Below are 16966 nucleotides of genomic sequence, written 5' to 3'. Positions count from 1 at the left end.
GAAAAACTCCTTTCGATTTATTGAACAAAGGGAGAATAAACCCCTTTGTAGTCCACGATCGTCATCATGCCTAATTCTGCGTGGTTATTATCATGACAATGAAATAACCATTCTCCTTGATTATCTGCTTTGAAATAAATGGTGTAAGTGTCACCTGGTTTAACGTTAATTAAGTCTCTAAGGGCGGGTTGATTGAGTGCTTGACCGTTTTTGGATTGAACTTGAAAACGGTGACCGTGTAAATGCATAGGATGGTTGAATCGACCATTGTTTTCGATTGTTACTTTAACAATATCCCCTTCTTTTACTTCAATAGGTGGTGTTTCGGGATACTGTTGATTATTTATTTGAAAGACCATTCCTTGTCCCATATTCATTCCATGGTCTAGTGACATATTGTAGTTCACATCAACTGTTTCAGGTGTTTGTTGGAATATAAGGTTCTTGCTCCCGATAAGTGGCGTATTATCTTCAGAGTTGGTAGTAGTACTTGGTTTTGCAGAGCCGATATTCGCTTGATCAGGACTATTGACGACTGGAATCTCTAAGTTTGAACCGTTAGATAACGTGTTTGTGTTCGTTATAAACCACGGTTTAGATTGGTTGTTCGTGACTATTAAATCCACTCTTTCCCCGGGTGCAATCTCGACTTGATTACGATCTTGACCTGTGTCAATTGTGGTAGATGCGTCGCGTGCTATGACGTTCACTTTTCCTTCGTGAAACAATAACGTTTGAACTTGGTAGCCAGCATTAATGATTCTTATACGAGCTTGACCATCTTGTTCAATGACAACGGGTTCGATGCTACCACCTGTTTTTCCGTTGACAGAATACAGATCATATAACTGTTTCGTATCCGCTTCACCGTCACCCGACATACCACCCATCATCATATTAGGCATGCTGGTTAGTTGGTTTTGTCCGTCAATGTTCCATTCGTCTAAAATGAGCGTTTGATCGTTGTCATGTGTTGGTCCATCTCGTTCTTCAACGATTAATGAACCATACAATCCTTTATCAACTTGGTATGCACTATCCTGGTGCGAATGATACCAATAAGTACCTGGGTCATCAGCAACAAATTCATATGTGTAGCTTTCCCCTGGCTGCACAGCTTTTTGTGTTAAGTCTGGAACACCATCCATAACATTAGGGAGGACGACGCCGTGCCAGTGAATCGTAACAGGTTCGCTAAGCTCGTTTTTAAGCTTAACGCTTAAAACATCGCCTTCGGTCACACGTAAGGGCTCACCAGGAACTGTGCCATTATATGTCCATGCATTAACCTTATTGTTTTCATCTAGTTGCCATTGTTCTTCTTGTGCTATGAGTGTGTATTCCTTTTTATTTTTGTTTTCAAAATTTTGTTGCTCATATAGAGCTTCAATGTTGGTTTCGCCATTCGTTACACTCAAAGAGCCATTGTTTGGCGTCATGAACCATTGATAACTAGTATATGAAACAAGTAATAAAATAAAGATTAAACCAAATCCTATTATTTTTTTATACATGAAATGTTCCTCCTTTCTTCTATAACTAAAATAACCTAATGGTTTGCAGTTTTTGTGCAATTTTATCGTTGATTGTATGAAATATACAATGGCAGGTTATATTAATCGTGACATATGAAAAAGGAGGCATTAGAATGGGCGTATTATCAACATCCCCGACAAACATGGACGCATGTATTGAAGCGTGTCAAAAGTGTTTACGAGCTTGTGAGGAGTGTCTGACGGCTTGTTTGCAAGAGCCAGATGTTCAATCACGAATCAACTGTATTAGAACGTTGCACGATTGTGCAGAAATTTGTGGTCAAACAACACAATATATGGCGCGGAATAGTTCATTTTCGGTGACGCTTTGCGGCGTGTGCGCGCAAGTGTGTGAACAGTGTGCTGTTGAGTGTGAAAAAATGCAAGATGACCATTGTCAACAATGCGCACAAATTTGTCGTGAATGTGCTCAAGCATGCCGACAAATGGCAGGTTAATTTGAATGTCAAAAGGCGAAGAGCGTCAAAGGAGATGATCCGATGCGCCTTCGCCTTTTTTAAAATAAATTAACTCTATTGATCAACCGGTTTGTCGTAAAAACTTCACGCGTTCGTACGTGTATAAAATTAGCCCGATCCAAATGAGGATAAACGTCACAGCGTGAACAGTTGTAAATGGTTCGTTGTATAAGAAAACGCCAATCAATAGCATGAGCGTTGGCGCGAGGTATTGTAGAAAGCCAATCAACGATAATGGAATCCGTTTAGCCCCTTGTGCGAAAAGCAAAAGTGGGATGGCGGTCGCAATACCAGCGCCGATTAAAATAAGCGTCGTCCACCATGAACTGCCTAAAGCACCACCGCCAGTCGATTCAAGACTTGCGATATAAATAAAGGCAATCGGTGCGACAATCATCGTCTCAATCGCTAAGCCAAATATTGCGTTCAATTGCACGACTTTTTTCAATAAACCATAAATGCCGAACGTCATCGCCAGCGCTAACGCCGCCCAAGGGAATGACCCTAAATTAACCGTCATATAACTGACACCGATAAATGCCAGTGCGATCGCGACCCACTGAATACGACTAAAACGTTCTTTTAAGAAAATAAGGCCAAATAATATGCTGATTAACGGATTAATATAATAACCAAGACTCGCGTCGAGTACGTGATCTGAGTTAACTGCCCATATGTATGTCACCCAATTCAAACTAATCACGATCCCGGCTGCGCTAATCCCGAGTGCTGTTTTCATATTGGTAAAAAGTGATTTCACTTCGGCTACGAATAAGTGCCACCGTCGTATCAACACGATAAACATCACCATAAAGATCAACGACCAAAAAATACGGTGCGCTAAAATTTCCCATGCAGGGACGTGTTCGATTAATTTCCAATAAAGCGGCAGGAAGCCCCAAAGTAAATAAGCGAACGTCGCATAAAGGATTCCGATACGTTCTTCTGTCATGTTGTCACCCCTGACGACATCATTTTAACGCGTTAAGGCGTTCATGAAATTTTACGATACCCGAAACAATTTTGCAATAGATTTAAGGGAAATAATTTGTTGTTTTCGCCTCTTTTCGATACACTAAAAGTAGCAGACGATGAGGGGGTTTAGCATGAACATCAACATTACCGACGAAGCAGTGAACTGGTTTAAAAACGAAATGGATTTAGAAGAAGGCGATGCGATTCAGTTTTATCCGAAATACGGTGGTGACAGCCCATTCCAATCCGGCTTTTCGATTGGCATGGCGATTGGCAGTGCTAATGAACCACAGGTGACGACAGAAAAGCAAGGTATCTCTTTTCAAATTGACGAAAAAGACATTTGGTTTTTTGATGAAAAAGATTTATATGTTGGGTTAAAAGATGGCGAAGTCGCTTATTCTGATGAATCATTGAATTAAGAAAGGGAGATCACATGACGTGGACGCGAGAAGCAGCGTATGACGTGTTGAAAACGGTTTATACTGACGATGTCATGCAACAAGAGAAGCGGCGTGTATTCAAATTATTATACAATCAGCTGTACGAACGTCTAGATGATTTGGCGATTAATCAAGCCATTTCCGAACAAGCAGAAAAACAGTTATATTTGTTCAAAAACTTTACCTTTATGCCAGGGGATAATATTTTTCAATCGATGCGTTATATGTTTTTAATCGCACGTGGGGAAAAAGAAATCGACCGGAAAACGACACGCGACCATTTAGACCGGATTTATAAGGCCTTGTATCAACCGGCAGGACTCAAAAACCCGGTGATTCCGGATCATTTTTGGGAAACACCAATCGGCATAGCTTGTCGCATTGCAGAAGACGGTATCGAAGCCGTTTACCCTGTGTTAGACGAGTTAAATGAGACGAGCACTCCTTCATCGTAAGGGGTGTTTTTTTGTGGGATCAACTCATTAAAACTTAACTTTCGATGAATATCAAATAACATATTTGACTTTTATAACATACAGTTGCAGTTGTAGTATGATTATACATTCGATTAATGACGAAAAGGAGTTTCGATTATCATGAAATATAGTGTAACATTTTTACCGATGAACGATTTTATGCTGTTTATGTATCGTATTACGAATGCAGGGCGTGAGGAGGTTGATGACCGATTAAAGTCGATTATCCAAAATAACAACGTAGAAAAATGGTTGCGCGATGTTAACGCCACACTTCCGCAAGCGACGATTGATGAGTTGAGAGTGTTTTTCCAAGAAGATAGTAGAATCGCATTGTCGATTATGCCTGAGTTGTATCAACGGGATGCTCTCACGTCTGTTGACCAGTTAATTGATGCTATTAACGAACTCGATGAACATGCGATTCGATACGCGATTACGACGCCAGGATTTATTGGTGAGGGACTAGAATTTGAAACACATGAAAAGCGAATTCAACAATTGGCCGTGCCCGAGTCAGAAAAATGGAAATTGCTTTATTTTGTGGACCATATAGACGAATTAAAAAGACGACTAACGGCTCTGTTCCACGACGTATGGACCTATTATGCCCCCCATCAAGCGTTAATCAATGAAGCAGGTAATGAGGCAAAGCAAACGTTTCAAAAGGAAGAATACCGGCAATTTGCGACTGAATTAGCTGAAGAATATGTGAACGAAGGTGGCGATAAATCGTTAGTCGTGATGCCGTCTTATAGTTCTAATTTAGGTTTCAGCGTGATGGAACAAGACAACGTCGTTTTATTAACAGTTGGTATGCAAAGATATCACGTGATTCGCAAGTTCCATGACGATAAAGAAGTGTTGGAGTTATTAAAAATATTAACGGATGAGAGACGTTTTCAAATGCTTCGGCTACTCAAAAAACGTCCTCATTATGGCTATGAAATCGCACAAGCATTAGGCGTTTCCAATTCAACGGTCTCGCACCATTTATCGTTATTACTCAATCTAGGCTTTGTTAAATCAGACCGTGATGAAAATAAAGTGTATTACACGTTGAATCAGGCGGAATTGCGTCAAGTGGTAGAAGCATTAAATCAATTATTTTTAGGTGACGAATAAGGAGATAGGGACATGAGTGACCAACATGCTGTTTCGTTAATGCGCAATAAGTTGTTCATTCTTTTTTCTTAACGTTATTAGCCTCAACATTAAGTGTTTCGTTTTATTTATTTACGGTGAACTGGTATGTCGTCGATGAATTGCAGCTAGAAGCGAAACTTGGCCTCGTGTTTTTTGCCAGTTCCATGCCCCGTCTACTGTTTATGTTAATAGGTGGGGCGATTGCCGATCGGGTTAATAAAGCGACCATTATGCTGTTATCGGATTTAACGAAAGGACTTCTGCTCATAGCTGTGGTTGCTTTGTTGTTTGTTGATTTATTTTCGATTGCCGTATTAATTGGATTGTCGTTTGTGTTCGGGTTGTTGGATGCATTTTTCTGGCCAGCAAGTTCGTCATTGATGCCGAGTTTAGTCGACCGCGACCAATTAACGCGTGCTAATTCGATTGTTCAAACGACGCAACGTGCCTCGACGATTGTAGGGCCATTGTTGGCAGGGCTTATTATTGGTATTGGATCATATGAAATCATGTTTGCGTGCGTCAGTGTTATGCTTCTGTTAGCCGCAGGGGTTGATATCATCATTCGGAAGCATGTTACCATTCATGATGGCCAAACGGATGAGAGAGCATCTATATGGCACAATATTAAAGATGGTTTTCGTTATTTAAAGCAGTCACCGTTTATGATTGCGCTTATGTTGTCATCGGTTGCGTTGAATTTGTTTTTGAGTGGCCCGATGCAAGTCGGTTTACCTATTTTCGCTCATGATATCTTAGATGGCGACGAATTCACGTATAGCTTGTTAAGTGGCACTTTAGGCGTTGGAACGCTACTGAGGGCTTTGTTAATCGGATTTTTAAATGTAAACCGGAAACGAGGAATCGTAGCGTTAATTGGTCTGATGAGTCTTGGCGTATTTATGGTGTCCTTTAGCTTAACGACGGTTTTAATCGTGAGCTTGATTTTTATTAGTTTGATCGGTTTCGTGATATCAATCATTGACGTTCCGATTATTTCGGCGATTCAAGCGAATACGGAGTCGCAATATATTGGGCGTATCATGAGCTTAATGTCCTTTGCGTCAATGGGGCTTATTCCTGTCTCCTATTTGCTAACATCACTCATGATTTCAATCGGATTTGCTATTGATACGATATTATTGTTAAGCTCAATATGTCTCATTGTCGTTGGAATCTGTGTATTGTTATTTGCAAGATCAATTCGTACAGTTGACTAATCCTCTCGTAACGTTTAAAGCTATACAGATAACGGGAACTGATATATAATGACTAAGGTAGGAAATTTATCGAAAAGAAATGGAGCGTTTTTATGCAAGAGCAAAAAGATATTCGTAACATCGCCATTATCGCGCACGTCGACCATGGTAAGACAACATTAGTGGACCAAATGTTGCACTATTCTGGCACGTTTCGTGATAATGAGAACATTGATGAGCGTGCGATGGATACGGATGATTTAGAAAAAGAGCGAGGCATTACGATTCTCGCTAAAAATACCGCGATTAATTACGGTGATACGCGGGTTAATATTTTAGATACACCGGGTCACGCTGACTTCGGCGGTGAAGTTGAGCGAATTATGACTATGGTAGACGGCGTTATGCTCGTCGTCGATGCTTACGAAGGGTGCATGCCACAGACGCGTTTCGTACTCAAGAAAGCATTAGAACAAAACTTGAAGCCAATGGTCGTACTCAATAAAATTGACCGCCCGAGTGCTCGTCCTGAAGAAGTCGTTGATGAAGTATTAGACTTATTTATTGAATTAGGCGCAGACGATGAACAACTTGAATTCCCAGTTGCCTATGCATCAGCCATTCAAGGGACGTCTGGCTATGAACCAGATGACCAAAAGGAAACAATGGAGCCGGTGTTTGAAACGATTTTAGATTATATTCCAGCACCGAAACCACTTGCGGATGAACCGTTACAGTTCCAAGTGACACTACTTGATTATAACGATTTCGTCGGACGTATTGGTGTTGGCCGTGTTTACCGTGGTCGCATGAAAGTCGGCGATCAAGTCGCGCTCATGAAGAAAGACGGTTCTGTGAAAAATCAGCGTATCAATAAATTATTCGGTTTTATTGGCTTAAAACGAATTGAAATTGAAGAAGCTGAAGCGGGTGACATTGTCGCGATCGCAGGACTCGAAGACATTAACGTCGGTGAAACGGTGTGTGATGTGAATCATCACGATCAATTGCCAATTCTTCGTATTGATGAGCCAACACTGCAAATGAAGTTTGTCACGAACAATAGCCCATTTGCAGGTAAAGAAGGTAAGCATGTCACGTCCCGTAAAATCGAGGAGCGTTTATTAACACAACTTGAAACAGACGTCAGTTTACGTGTTGAAGAGACAGAATCACCAGATGCTTGGATTGTATCTGGTCGTGGTGAGCTTCACTTATCAATTTTAATCGAAAACATGCGCCGTGAAGGTTACGAATTACAAATTTCAAAACCACAAGTCATCATTCAAGAAATTGACGGTGTGAAATGTGAACCTTATGAGCACGTGCAAGTCGACGTACCTGAAGATTATACCGGACCTGTTATGGAATCACTTGGTGCACGTAAAGGTGAAATGGTCGATATGATTAACCAAGGTAATGGCCAAGTTCGAATCGAATTTAAAGTGCCATCTCGTGGTTTAATCGGTTACTCAACGGAATTCATGTCCCAAACACGTGGTTATGGTATCCTGAACCATTCTTTCGATTCTTACGAGCCTCTTGCTCAAGGGTCAGTTGGTGGTCGTCGTCAAGGTGTGCTTGTCTCACAAGAAAAAGGAAAAGCAACACCATACAGTATTATGAACTTAGAAGACCGTGGAACGATTTTCGTTGAACCAAACACAGAAGTTTACGAAGGTATGATTGTCGGTGAGCATAATCGCGATAATGATTTAACCGTCAATATAACGAAAGCAAAAGAACTGACCAACGTTCGTTCAGCAACGAAGGACAATACAGTTACGCTAAAAGGTACTCGTAAATTAACGTTAGAAGAAGCGATTGAGTATTTAGATGATGATGAATACTGCGAAGTCACACCAGAATCGATTCGCTTACGCAAGAAGATCTTGCATAAAGGTGAACGTGAACGTGAAGAGAAACGTAAAACAGGGAAATAGAAGTTAAGTATAAAGCATCGATGAGGACTCATTTTATTGAGTTCACATCGATGCTTATTTATTGTGGTGCATATGCACGAAGATTCTTTGTTTTGGTGGTATAAAACAAGGATAACAAATAGGGAGTTTGCGTGCTTTTTGTTTCATCAAAACGCTTAGTTGGTGTTAGGTGAGGAGCTTAGGTGGTGACGCCTGGTCGACTAAAAGCGGTCACGTCCTGCGCCTGCGAGTACTCGGCGCAGAATTAGTCAAGGAAGCTTATGAAATCAGCTTTTGTGACCAACGTCGACATTAGACCGTCCGGGTCGTCACGGGAACAGCACGCGTCTCGAGACCCCACAGGCCATGCTTTTCGGCCGAGGGATGCACCTGCGTCTTCTCGTAACGCTTCGAAGCAGGCTTCCTCGGTGCAAGTAGCAGAGAAGCTTATTCGATGTAGTTGCCTGGCTCGAGCCGTGCCCCTGCATAGAAAACACTGCGAAAAAACGAACGTAGTGAGATTGAGCAGATGTTGCACTTGTGCCCTATAGGTGCAAGCATCCACCGTAAGCGGATCGCCTGACGCCAACGGCCGCCATCAAACCCTCACGTTGAATTGTGTCTCTACCCCAACAAATATTGTAGAGCCAATATTTTGAGCCAAAAAAAGAGGCTGGGACAAAACCCAGTGATTGAAATGAAAAATCGTGGAAGACATCAATTTTGATGTCTTCCACGATTTTTTTATGTTTTTTAACATTTTAGATAAACAAAAAGGATCCCCTTTGATAGAATTAAAGTACCAGCAATAACCCCAAAGGAGGATCCTTATGTTTAAACATTATAACATGAATCAAGTCGTTTTGCCTTTAGATTTAGAAATAAAATTAGATCAAGATGATATTGCTTTCGCTGTGAATAATTTAGTCGAACAAATCCCAGAAGAAGCATACGCCAGCTTCTCTCATGATACGGGATGCCCCGCTTATCACCCTAAAATGATGATGAAAATTATCTTATGTGCCTACACCCAATCGATTTTCTCAGGAAGAAAAATTGAAGCATTGCTTAAAGACAGCATTAGAATGATGTGGTTGGCGCAAGGTTATGAGCCGAGTTATCGAACGATTAACCGTTTTCGCGTTCAGCCTCAAGTTCAAGAATTACTACGTCAATGTTTTGTCCAATTCCGTTGTCAGCTTGTTGAACAAAACATGATTGAAGAAGAAGCCATTTTCATTGACGGAACTAAGATTGAAGCCAACGCGAATAAATTTACGTTCGTTTGGCGTAAATCCACTGAAAATTACAGTAAGCAGTTAGTTGAGAAATCTCACACCATGTACAACGAGCTACTAGAAAATGAAATCATACCTGGAATCGAACGTGAAAGTTCGGATGAACTTACGACTAAAGAACTTCAATCTATCGCGCAGCAGTTAGAAGAGCAAGTCAATGATTACGATCAAAAAATTAACGAGAGTGATCAAGGGTCTGAACGAAAACAACTTCGATCAGAGCGTAAACAACCTAAACAATACCTTAAACAATTTAAGAACTTCGTTAAACGCAAGGAAAAATATCAAAAGGATATTGAGATATTAGGAGAACGTAATAGCTATTCCAAAACAGACCATGATGCGACGTTTATGCGGATGAAAGATGACTACATGATGAATGGGCAACTTAAACCAGGTTATAATATTCAACTGGCGACTGAAGGACAATTCGCGCTTGCGTATGATGTGTTCCCTAACCCTACAGATACACGTACATTACGTCCTTTCTTAGACCTTATTGAAAACTATTATTTCACTCTACCTGAATACATTGTCGCTGATGCAGGATACGGAAGTGAACAGAATTACGCTGATGTCATTGAAAATCGATTACGCACTCCCCTTATTACCTATAATCAATATCGGAAAGAGAAAACAAGAAAGTACAAACATGATCCGTTCAATTTTTATAACTGGGATTACGATGAAGAACAAGATGCGTTCACTTGTCCAAATAATAAACAATTAACGTACCGTTATAATTCACATCGAACCGATCGAGATGGGTTCACAAGAACCTTTAAAGTTTATGAATGCGAGGATTGTACAGGGTGTCCTCTACGTTCATCATGTACTAAAGCTAAAGAAGGCAATCATCGTCGGATTTTCTATAATCAAAAATGGGAAGAACAAAAAGCATATACGAGAGAAAAGCTTTCGGATGAAAAAACTGGTGAACTGTATGGGAAGCGAAAGATTGATGTTGAACCAGTTTTTGGATTTCTGAAGGCTAATTTGTGTTTCTCTCGCATGTCCGTCAGGGGCAAAGAGAAGGTGAAAAATGAATTAGGGTTTGCCTTCATGGCAGTGAACTTAAGAAAGTTCACTGCCATGAACACCCCAACAAGCTTAAAATATGATGATTCAAGCAAGAAAAAGGCACCAAACCATATATTTTTTATGGTTGGTGCCTTTTTTACGTTATTTTTAGCTAGTTATGTCCCAGCCTCTTTTTATGAAGTTGATGAATTAGTTAGTAATTTCAACGTTCTTAAGCTGATGGATACCTAATGGGTCAACTGAGTAGTTTTCTACATTCTCGCCGACACCTTTAAGGTGGTCAGAGTGGTGAATGTAAACCATTGGTGCTAAATCAGCTAGAAGTTCTTGTGCTTCTGAGTAAATTTCAGCACGTGCTTCTTGGTCTGTTTCGCGACGACCTTCGTCTAGTAGTTGGTCAAGTTCTTCATTTTCGATGAATGAACGGTTACCTGTTGAACCAACTGCGCTTGAGTGGAATAGAGCGTATAGACCATAGTCAGCGTCAGCTGTAACAGTAGACCAACCTAGCACGAACATGTCGTGCTCACCATTCGCTGTACGCTCTAAGTAAGTACCCCATTCAAGTTCTTCAATTTCAACATCGATGTTGTACTCACTTAATTTGTCTTGTACGTAAACAGCTGTTTCAACACGAGATTCGTTGTCGTTTGTCCAAAGTGTTGTTTCGAAACCGTCTTCATAACCAGCTTCGTTTAGCAATTGTTGCGCACGGTCTGGTTCAAATCCTAAACCTTCAACGCTATCGTCATAACCGAATACGCCAGGCGCTAGTGGACCAGTCGCAACTGTACCATTACCTTGGTAAATACCTTCGATAATCTCTTCTTGGTTAATCGCTAAGTTAATTGCTTGACGAACTTTCTTGTTATCAAATGGTTCTTTTTGCATGTTAAAGCCGATATAAGAAAGGCTTACTGATGGTACTTGTTCGACACGAATACCTTCTGTACTTTCAACACCAGCTTTTTGTGTTGGTGTGATATCCGCAACATGTGAATCACCAGTTTCTAGCTCAGCCATACGAGCACCAGGTTCTGGAACAACTTTGAATGTAACGCTATCAAGTGTTGCATTGTCGCCCCAGTAATCTTCATAACGAGTTAGTGTTGTAGATTCACCAGACGTACGTGAATCGAATTGGTAATAACCTGTACCGTAAGGATTTTCTTGTACGTGTGTACCTACGAATTCAGTGATTTGACTTGAAACGTCTTCAAACTCACTGCCGCCTTCAGCACGTAGTTCATAATATTCCTCAACTGACATGTCTAGTTCAGCTTCAGATAGTGCGTTTTCGTAGTCAGCTGTAATAACTTCTTCACTGATCATACCACCAGCATCGTGTGCTAAGTGTGAAAGAAGTGGTGCGAATGGATACTCAGTTGTGATGTGAACTTCATAGTCCCCTTCAACTGATACGTCTGTAATCATTTCATAAAGGAAAGTACGTGGTGACGCCATTGCTGGGTCAAGTACACGCTCAAGGTTTGCTTTTACAGCTGATGCTGTAAATTCAGTACCGTCATGGAACATAACGCCTTCACGTAGTGTGAATGCCCAAGTTGTGTCGTCAACTTGTTCCCAATCTGTTGCAAGACCTTCTACGATTTCCATGTCGTTATTTTGTTTTACTAATGTTTCGTAAATGTTACTACGAACGTTACTAGATGGAACGTCATTGTTACCGTGTGGGTCTAGTGAAACAATGTCTGCTGCCATTGCAATTTCTAAGTTGTTACCGTCTGATCCGGAAGCTTCTTCACCATCACTGCTTCCTTCATCACTGTTTTCGTCGTCACTACCTTCGCCTTCATTGTTCTGCTCTTCGCCAGAACCTTCATCGCCAGATCCGCCTTCATCGTCGGAACTGCCGCCAGCACAAGCTGCTAAGAATAATGATAGAACGAGCATCGCAGCGACAAGCCAAAGTGTTTTGTTTGACTTCATGCTTGTGTTACCCCCTTGAAAATATTTATTAGTTGAGACGTACCTAAAAAAATAGGTGTGCTCACAAACATAATATAAACCATTTTCAAACTATTAGCAAGGTTGAATTTAGTCTAAAATGTTATTTCACATACAATAAGAAGTATAATTATAGTGTAATAAATGGGATTTTTGAATAAAATCGTTGTTGTAATACAATTCTGAATAGACTTAATTCAAGATTAATTGTTGTAATGTTGAAAATCAACGTTTATGATAAATGAAGTAACTAGACTCGCCAACATTCCATTTTTCATTGACTAGCACAAGGGAAGCGCTTACAAAACGGCTGTAATCGTTTTAGTTTTATTTTTTGAAAATTGTTTAATTTAAAAAAGGGGGTAACTATAGTGTCAAATCAACAAGCAGAGGCAGCGACGACACAACCAAAAGTTGAAAATCCACGCGTTAAAGCGATTAAAGACTTTTACCGTCGTCTAAAGAAAAACGTACCTGCCTTAATCGGATTTTACACGATTTTGTTTTTAGTCATTTTTGCATTTGTCGGACCATGGATATTACAAACTGATCCAACAGAAACAGATGTTATTAACAAGTTTGCTGGACCATCAGCTGAGCATTGGTTCGGGACTGATCATTTAGGACGAGATATTTTCACCCGAATTGTTCATGGTATGAAGTTAACATTGGGCATTGGTTTTGCATCAGTGTTTATGGGAGCTGCCATGGGTATTCCTATTGGTATCATTGCTGGTTATTATGGCGGTAAAATTGACGCCGTTATTATGCGTTTAATTGATATTTTACTCGCATTCCCTGGTATTCTATTAGCGCTAGCCATTGTCAGTATTTTAGGTGGTAACTTAATCAACGTAACGATTGCCGTTGCGATTTATGCTGTTCCAGGATTTGCGCGTATTATTCGTGGTTCTACTCTCGCAGCGAAAAACCTTGAATATGTGGATGCGATTAAAGCGCTAGGTGCTGGAGATGGACGAATTATTTTCAAGCATATCCTTCCTAACGTTTTATCACCTGTTATCGTTAATGCGACACTCTACATTGCAACAGCGATTTTAACAGCAGCGGGTCTATCATTCTTAGGTATGGGTGCGCAACCGCCTCGTCCAGAATGGGGTGCTATGTTAAATGATGGACGCAGTTACATGCGTAACGCAGGGCATATTGCGTTCTTCCCAGGTATGGCCATTGTTATTGTTGTGTTAGCATTTAATATTTTTGGTGACGGTTTACGTGACGCGTTAGACCCGAAAATGAAAAAATAGGAAAGAGGTGCAAACAAGATGACTGTATATATAATTCGTCGAGTGTTGCAGCTGATTCCGGTATTACTCGGTGTATCAATCTTAGTGTTCTCGTTAATGCACCTAACACCGGGTAACCCGGCTCAGTTGATGGCTGGTGAAAACGCACCACCTGAAACAATCGAACAAATAGAAGAAAGTCTAGGGTTAAATGATCCACTCCCTGTTCAATATTGGGATTATATTTCTGGTGTCGTTCAAGGTGATTTAGGGACATCAATGCGTTATAACACACCAGTTGCGGAAGAAGTGTTCCCACGCTTCATGATCACATTAGAATTGTCGATCTATTCAACGATTCTGAGTATTTTTATGGGACTAATAGCAGGTATCGTTTCTGCAGTCCGTCAATATTCCGTTGCGGACATTACGATTATGATCGTTGCATTATTCGGACTGTCGATGCCGAACTTCTGGTTAGGTTTAATGTTAATTCAATGGTTCGCCGTTAATCTCGGTTGGTTCCCGCCAACAGGTTGGGAAGGGGCTTCGAGCATTGTCTTACCAGTTATTTCACTCGGTACAGCCGGTGCCGCAATCATTGCACGTATGACGCGTTCGAGTATGTTGGATGTTATTTCACAAGATTATATCCGAACAGCTCGCGCGAAAGGTGTTAAGCAACGTGTTATTATATATAAACACGCTCTTAAAAACGCCCTCATTCCAGTTGTTACTGTAGCTGGTTTACAGTTCGGTGCGTTATTAGCAGGTGCTGTTTTAACCGAATCTGTTTTTGCGATTAACGGTATGGGACGTTTACTAGTTGATTCGATCACACAACGTGACTTCCCAGTTGTACAAGCATGTATTCTAATCATTGCCGTCGTATTCGTACTCGTAAACTTAGTTGTCGATATTTCATACAAATTCCTTAACAAGCGAATTGACCTTAACGATTAATGAAAGAAAGCGAGGTGTTACAACATGAGTCAAGAAACGATTTTAGAAGTAAAAGATTTGAGAACGTCCTTCTTCGTTGAAGGAAATGAAGTCAAAGCCGTCGATGGTGTGACATTTGACGTTCCTAAAGGTAAAACATTAGGAATCGTAGGTGAATCAGGTTCAGGTAAAAGTATTAGTGCGTTATCGATTCTGCAACTGATTGATTCGCCAGGTAAAATCGTCGGAGGCGAGATTAATTTTAAAGGTGATAATTTACTAAAATATAATGATAATCAAATGCGTAAAATACGTGGTAACCAAATTTCGATGATCTTCCAAGAGCCGATGACATCATTAAACCCGGTTTATACAGTCGGACAGCAGCTACGTGAAGCGCTTAAGATTCACCGTGGTTTAGGTAAGGAAGCAGGGACTGAGAAAGCTGTTGAATTACTTGAACTTGTAGGTATCCCATCACCTCGTAGCCGTGTGACACAATATCCATTTGAATTATCAGGTGGTATGCGTCAACGTGTCATGATTGCGATGGCGCTTGCGTGTGACCCGGAATTATTGGTTGCAGACGAACCAACGACCGCATTAGACGTAACCATTCAAGCACAGATTTTAGAGCTTTTAAAAGAACTGCAAGATGAGTTTCATATGTCGATTATTATGATTACCCACGATTTAGGCGTTGTAGCAGAAACGTGTGATTACGTGGCTGTTATGTACTGCGGTAAAGTTGTGGAGTATGCAGACGTTAATACACTATTTAAAAATCCAAGACATCCATACACGGTTGGCTTGTTAAATTCATTGCCACGTAGTGATGTCGACCAAGAAGAATTAGAGCCTATCAAAGGGACAGTGCCAGCACCACATGAGATGCCTAAAGGGTGTCGATTTGCGCCACGTTGCCCATTCGCAACGGACTTATGTCATGAAAAACTTCCGGCCTTAGAAGATATTGGCGAGGAAGAACAAATTCGTTGCTGGATTTATACCGATGAATGGGACGGCGATCCGGAGGTGAAAGTATATGAGCCAGAACAAAGAACTTCTGAAGATTAAAAACTTAAAACAATACTTCCCGATCAAAGGTGGTGTGTTCGGCCGTACAGTGAATCACGTTAAAGCGGTCGACGACATTTCCTTTACGATCTATGAAGGTGAAACAGTTAGTCTTGTTGGAGAGTCTGGTTGTGGTAAATCAACGACTGGACGTGCGATTTTACGTTTAGATGACCCGACAGCTGGTGAGGTAGAGTTCGATAATACAGACTTATTATCGCTTAACAAAAAAGAAATGCGTCAAATGCGTAAAGACTTACAAATTATTTTCCAAGACCCTTACGCATCACTTAATCCCCGTATGACCGTTCGCCAATCGTTGAACGAAGCGATGGAAATTCAAAACGTGGTACCGCAAGACCAGCGTAATGATCGGATCGCCGAGTTAATGGAAACAGTCGGACTGCAGCCGCACCAGGCAGACCGTTTCCCACACGAATTCTCAGGTGGTCAACGTCAGCGTATCGGTATTGCTCGTGCGCTATCGGTTAATCCGAAGTTAATCGTTTGCGACGAAGCGGTATCTGCCTTAGACGTGTCGATTCAAGCGCAAGTATTAAACTTGCTTAAGAAATTCCAAGAAGAGATGAATTTAACGTATTTATTCATCGCGCACGACTTAGGTGTTGTACGCCACATTTCTGACCGAATCATCGTGATGTATCTCGGTAAGATTGTGGAGATGGGTGATACGAAGTCGATTTTCGAAAACCCTCAACACCCGTATACGAAAGCATTGTTATCAGCGATTCCAGTACCGGATCCAGAGAAGAAAATCGATCGTATTTTCTTACAAGGTGATGTGCCTTCACCAATGGATCCACCACAAGGTTGCCGCTTCCATACGCGGTGCCCGTTCGCGACAGAAAAATGTGCTCAAGAAGCGCCTGAACTACGCGAAGAAGATTACATGGAAAATGGCCACGTAGCTGCGTGCCATTACATGAAAGATATCGAAACAGGCGCGCACCAACCAACAAAAGATACAACAAGTGTACGTGCTTAAATAATTAAGAGCAGGAAATAATACTTTCCTGCTCTTATTTTTATGTTTTTACTTGTGACAGTTTGTCAATTTAAGTGCAACAGTTCTTCTTGAAAAGCTTCGTGTGTCGATTTCCAATTCAAACATTTTCTTGGTCTATGATTGATTAAGTCCAGAGCTTTGTCTAAATCTGAATCATCAATCTTAGCTAAATCCGTTTTCTTAGGGAAAAA

General features: G+C 40.9%; 14 protein-coding genes and 1 pseudogene. 11 read left to right on the top strand and 4 right to left on the bottom strand.

Features of this window, described 5'->3' with window-relative positions:
* Positions 1-17: 17 nt before the first annotated feature.
* On the bottom strand, positions 18-1514 hold the full coding sequence (locus tag ABID56_RS04010; RefSeq protein WP_354219331.1) for a multicopper oxidase family protein: 1497 nt from the start codon (positions 1512-1514) through the stop codon (positions 18-20).
* Positions 1515-1648: 134 nt separating this feature from the next.
* Between ABID56_RS04010 and ABID56_RS04005 the strand changes: the two genes are divergently transcribed.
* Entirely contained in the window at positions 1649-1993 is a 345-nt protein-coding gene (locus ABID56_RS04005; protein WP_354219330.1) for a four-helix bundle copper-binding protein, read from the top strand.
* Positions 1994-2075: 82 nt separating this feature from the next.
* Here the strand turns inward: ABID56_RS04005 and rarD are convergent, their stop codons facing one another.
* Positions 2076-2966 carry an EamA family transporter RarD gene (gene rarD / locus ABID56_RS04000; protein ID WP_354219329.1) on the bottom strand — a complete coding sequence of 297 codons (891 nt, stop codon included), beginning with the start codon at positions 2964-2966 and terminating at the stop codon, positions 2076-2078.
* Between the two features lie 154 nt (positions 2967-3120).
* Here rarD and ABID56_RS03995 point away from each other — a divergent pair, with 154 nt between their 5' ends.
* The 6 genes from ABID56_RS03995 to ABID56_RS03970 all read left to right on the top strand — a co-directional run bounded on the left by ABID56_RS03995 (position 3121) and on the right by ABID56_RS03970 (position 10745).
* A complete protein-coding gene (locus ABID56_RS03995; RefSeq protein ID WP_354219328.1) occupies positions 3121-3411 on the top strand; it encodes a HesB/YadR/YfhF family protein in 291 nt (96 codons plus the stop codon).
* A 14-nt stretch (positions 3412-3425) separates the two neighbouring features.
* Positions 3426-3887 carry a hypothetical protein gene (locus tag ABID56_RS03990; protein ID WP_354219327.1) on the top strand — a complete coding sequence of 154 codons (462 nt, stop codon included), beginning with the start codon at positions 3426-3428 and terminating at the stop codon, positions 3885-3887.
* A gap of 141 nt (positions 3888-4028) precedes the next feature.
* A complete protein-coding gene (locus ABID56_RS03985) occupies positions 4029-5033 on the top strand; it encodes an ArsR/SmtB family transcription factor (RefSeq protein ID WP_354219326.1) in 1005 nt (334 codons plus the stop codon).
* Positions 5034-5149: 116 nt separating this feature from the next.
* Positions 5150-6274, top strand: a complete 1125-nt coding sequence (locus ABID56_RS03980; protein WP_354219325.1) for an MFS transporter — start codon at positions 5150-5152, stop codon at positions 6272-6274.
* A gap of 92 nt (positions 6275-6366) precedes the next feature.
* Entirely contained in the window at positions 6367-8196 is a 1830-nt protein-coding gene (gene typA, locus ABID56_RS03975) for a translational GTPase TypA (RefSeq protein WP_354219324.1), read from the top strand.
* Positions 8197-9005: 809 nt separating this feature from the next.
* Positions 9006-10745, top strand: a complete 1740-nt coding sequence (locus ABID56_RS03970; RefSeq protein ID WP_354219323.1) for an IS1182 family transposase — start codon at positions 9006-9008, stop codon at positions 10743-10745.
* Here ABID56_RS03970 and ABID56_RS03965 read toward each other — a convergent pair.
* Positions 10704-12464: a glutathione ABC transporter substrate-binding protein gene (locus ABID56_RS03965; RefSeq protein ID WP_354219322.1), complete on the bottom strand. Its 1761-nt coding sequence runs from the start codon at positions 12462-12464 to the stop codon at positions 10704-10706. The genes ABID56_RS03970 and ABID56_RS03965 overlap by 42 nt on opposite strands.
* A gap of 389 nt (positions 12465-12853) precedes the next feature.
* On the opposite strand from ABID56_RS03965, the gene ABID56_RS03960 reads away from it, so the two are divergent.
* The 4 genes from ABID56_RS03960 to ABID56_RS03945 are packed head-to-tail and all read left to right on the top strand — an operon-like array spanning position 12854 to position 16754.
* Positions 12854-13750, top strand: a complete 897-nt coding sequence (locus ABID56_RS03960; protein WP_354219321.1) for an ABC transporter permease — start codon at positions 12854-12856, stop codon at positions 13748-13750.
* Between the two features lie 18 nt (positions 13751-13768).
* Positions 13769-14692 carry an ABC transporter permease gene (locus ABID56_RS03955; protein WP_354219320.1) on the top strand — a complete coding sequence of 308 codons (924 nt, stop codon included), beginning with the start codon at positions 13769-13771 and terminating at the stop codon, positions 14690-14692.
* Between the two features lie 24 nt (positions 14693-14716).
* The gene (locus ABID56_RS03950; protein ID WP_354219319.1) at positions 14717-15748 is read left to right on the top strand and encodes an ABC transporter ATP-binding protein; all 1032 of its coding nucleotides are present in this window, start codon (positions 14717-14719) and stop codon (positions 15746-15748) included.
* On the top strand, positions 15717-16754 hold the full coding sequence (locus ABID56_RS03945; protein WP_354219318.1) for an ABC transporter ATP-binding protein: 1038 nt from the start codon (positions 15717-15719) through the stop codon (positions 16752-16754). Before ABID56_RS03950 ends, ABID56_RS03945 begins: the two co-directional genes overlap by 32 nt.
* A gap of 65 nt (positions 16755-16819) precedes the next feature.
* Here the strand turns inward: ABID56_RS03945 and ABID56_RS03940 are convergent.
* Positions 16820-16966 (bottom strand): annotated as a pseudogene (locus ABID56_RS03940) (IS30 family transposase); the annotation flags it as partial.

Origin of the sequence: Alkalibacillus flavidus (genome assembly GCF_040545925.1) — a bacterium.
Lineage (GTDB): Bacteria > Bacillota > Bacilli > Bacillales > Alkalibacillaceae > Alkalibacillus > Alkalibacillus flavidus.
The sequence above is the reverse complement of the archived record's forward strand: the minus strand, read 5'-3'. Positions and strand labels throughout refer to the sequence as shown.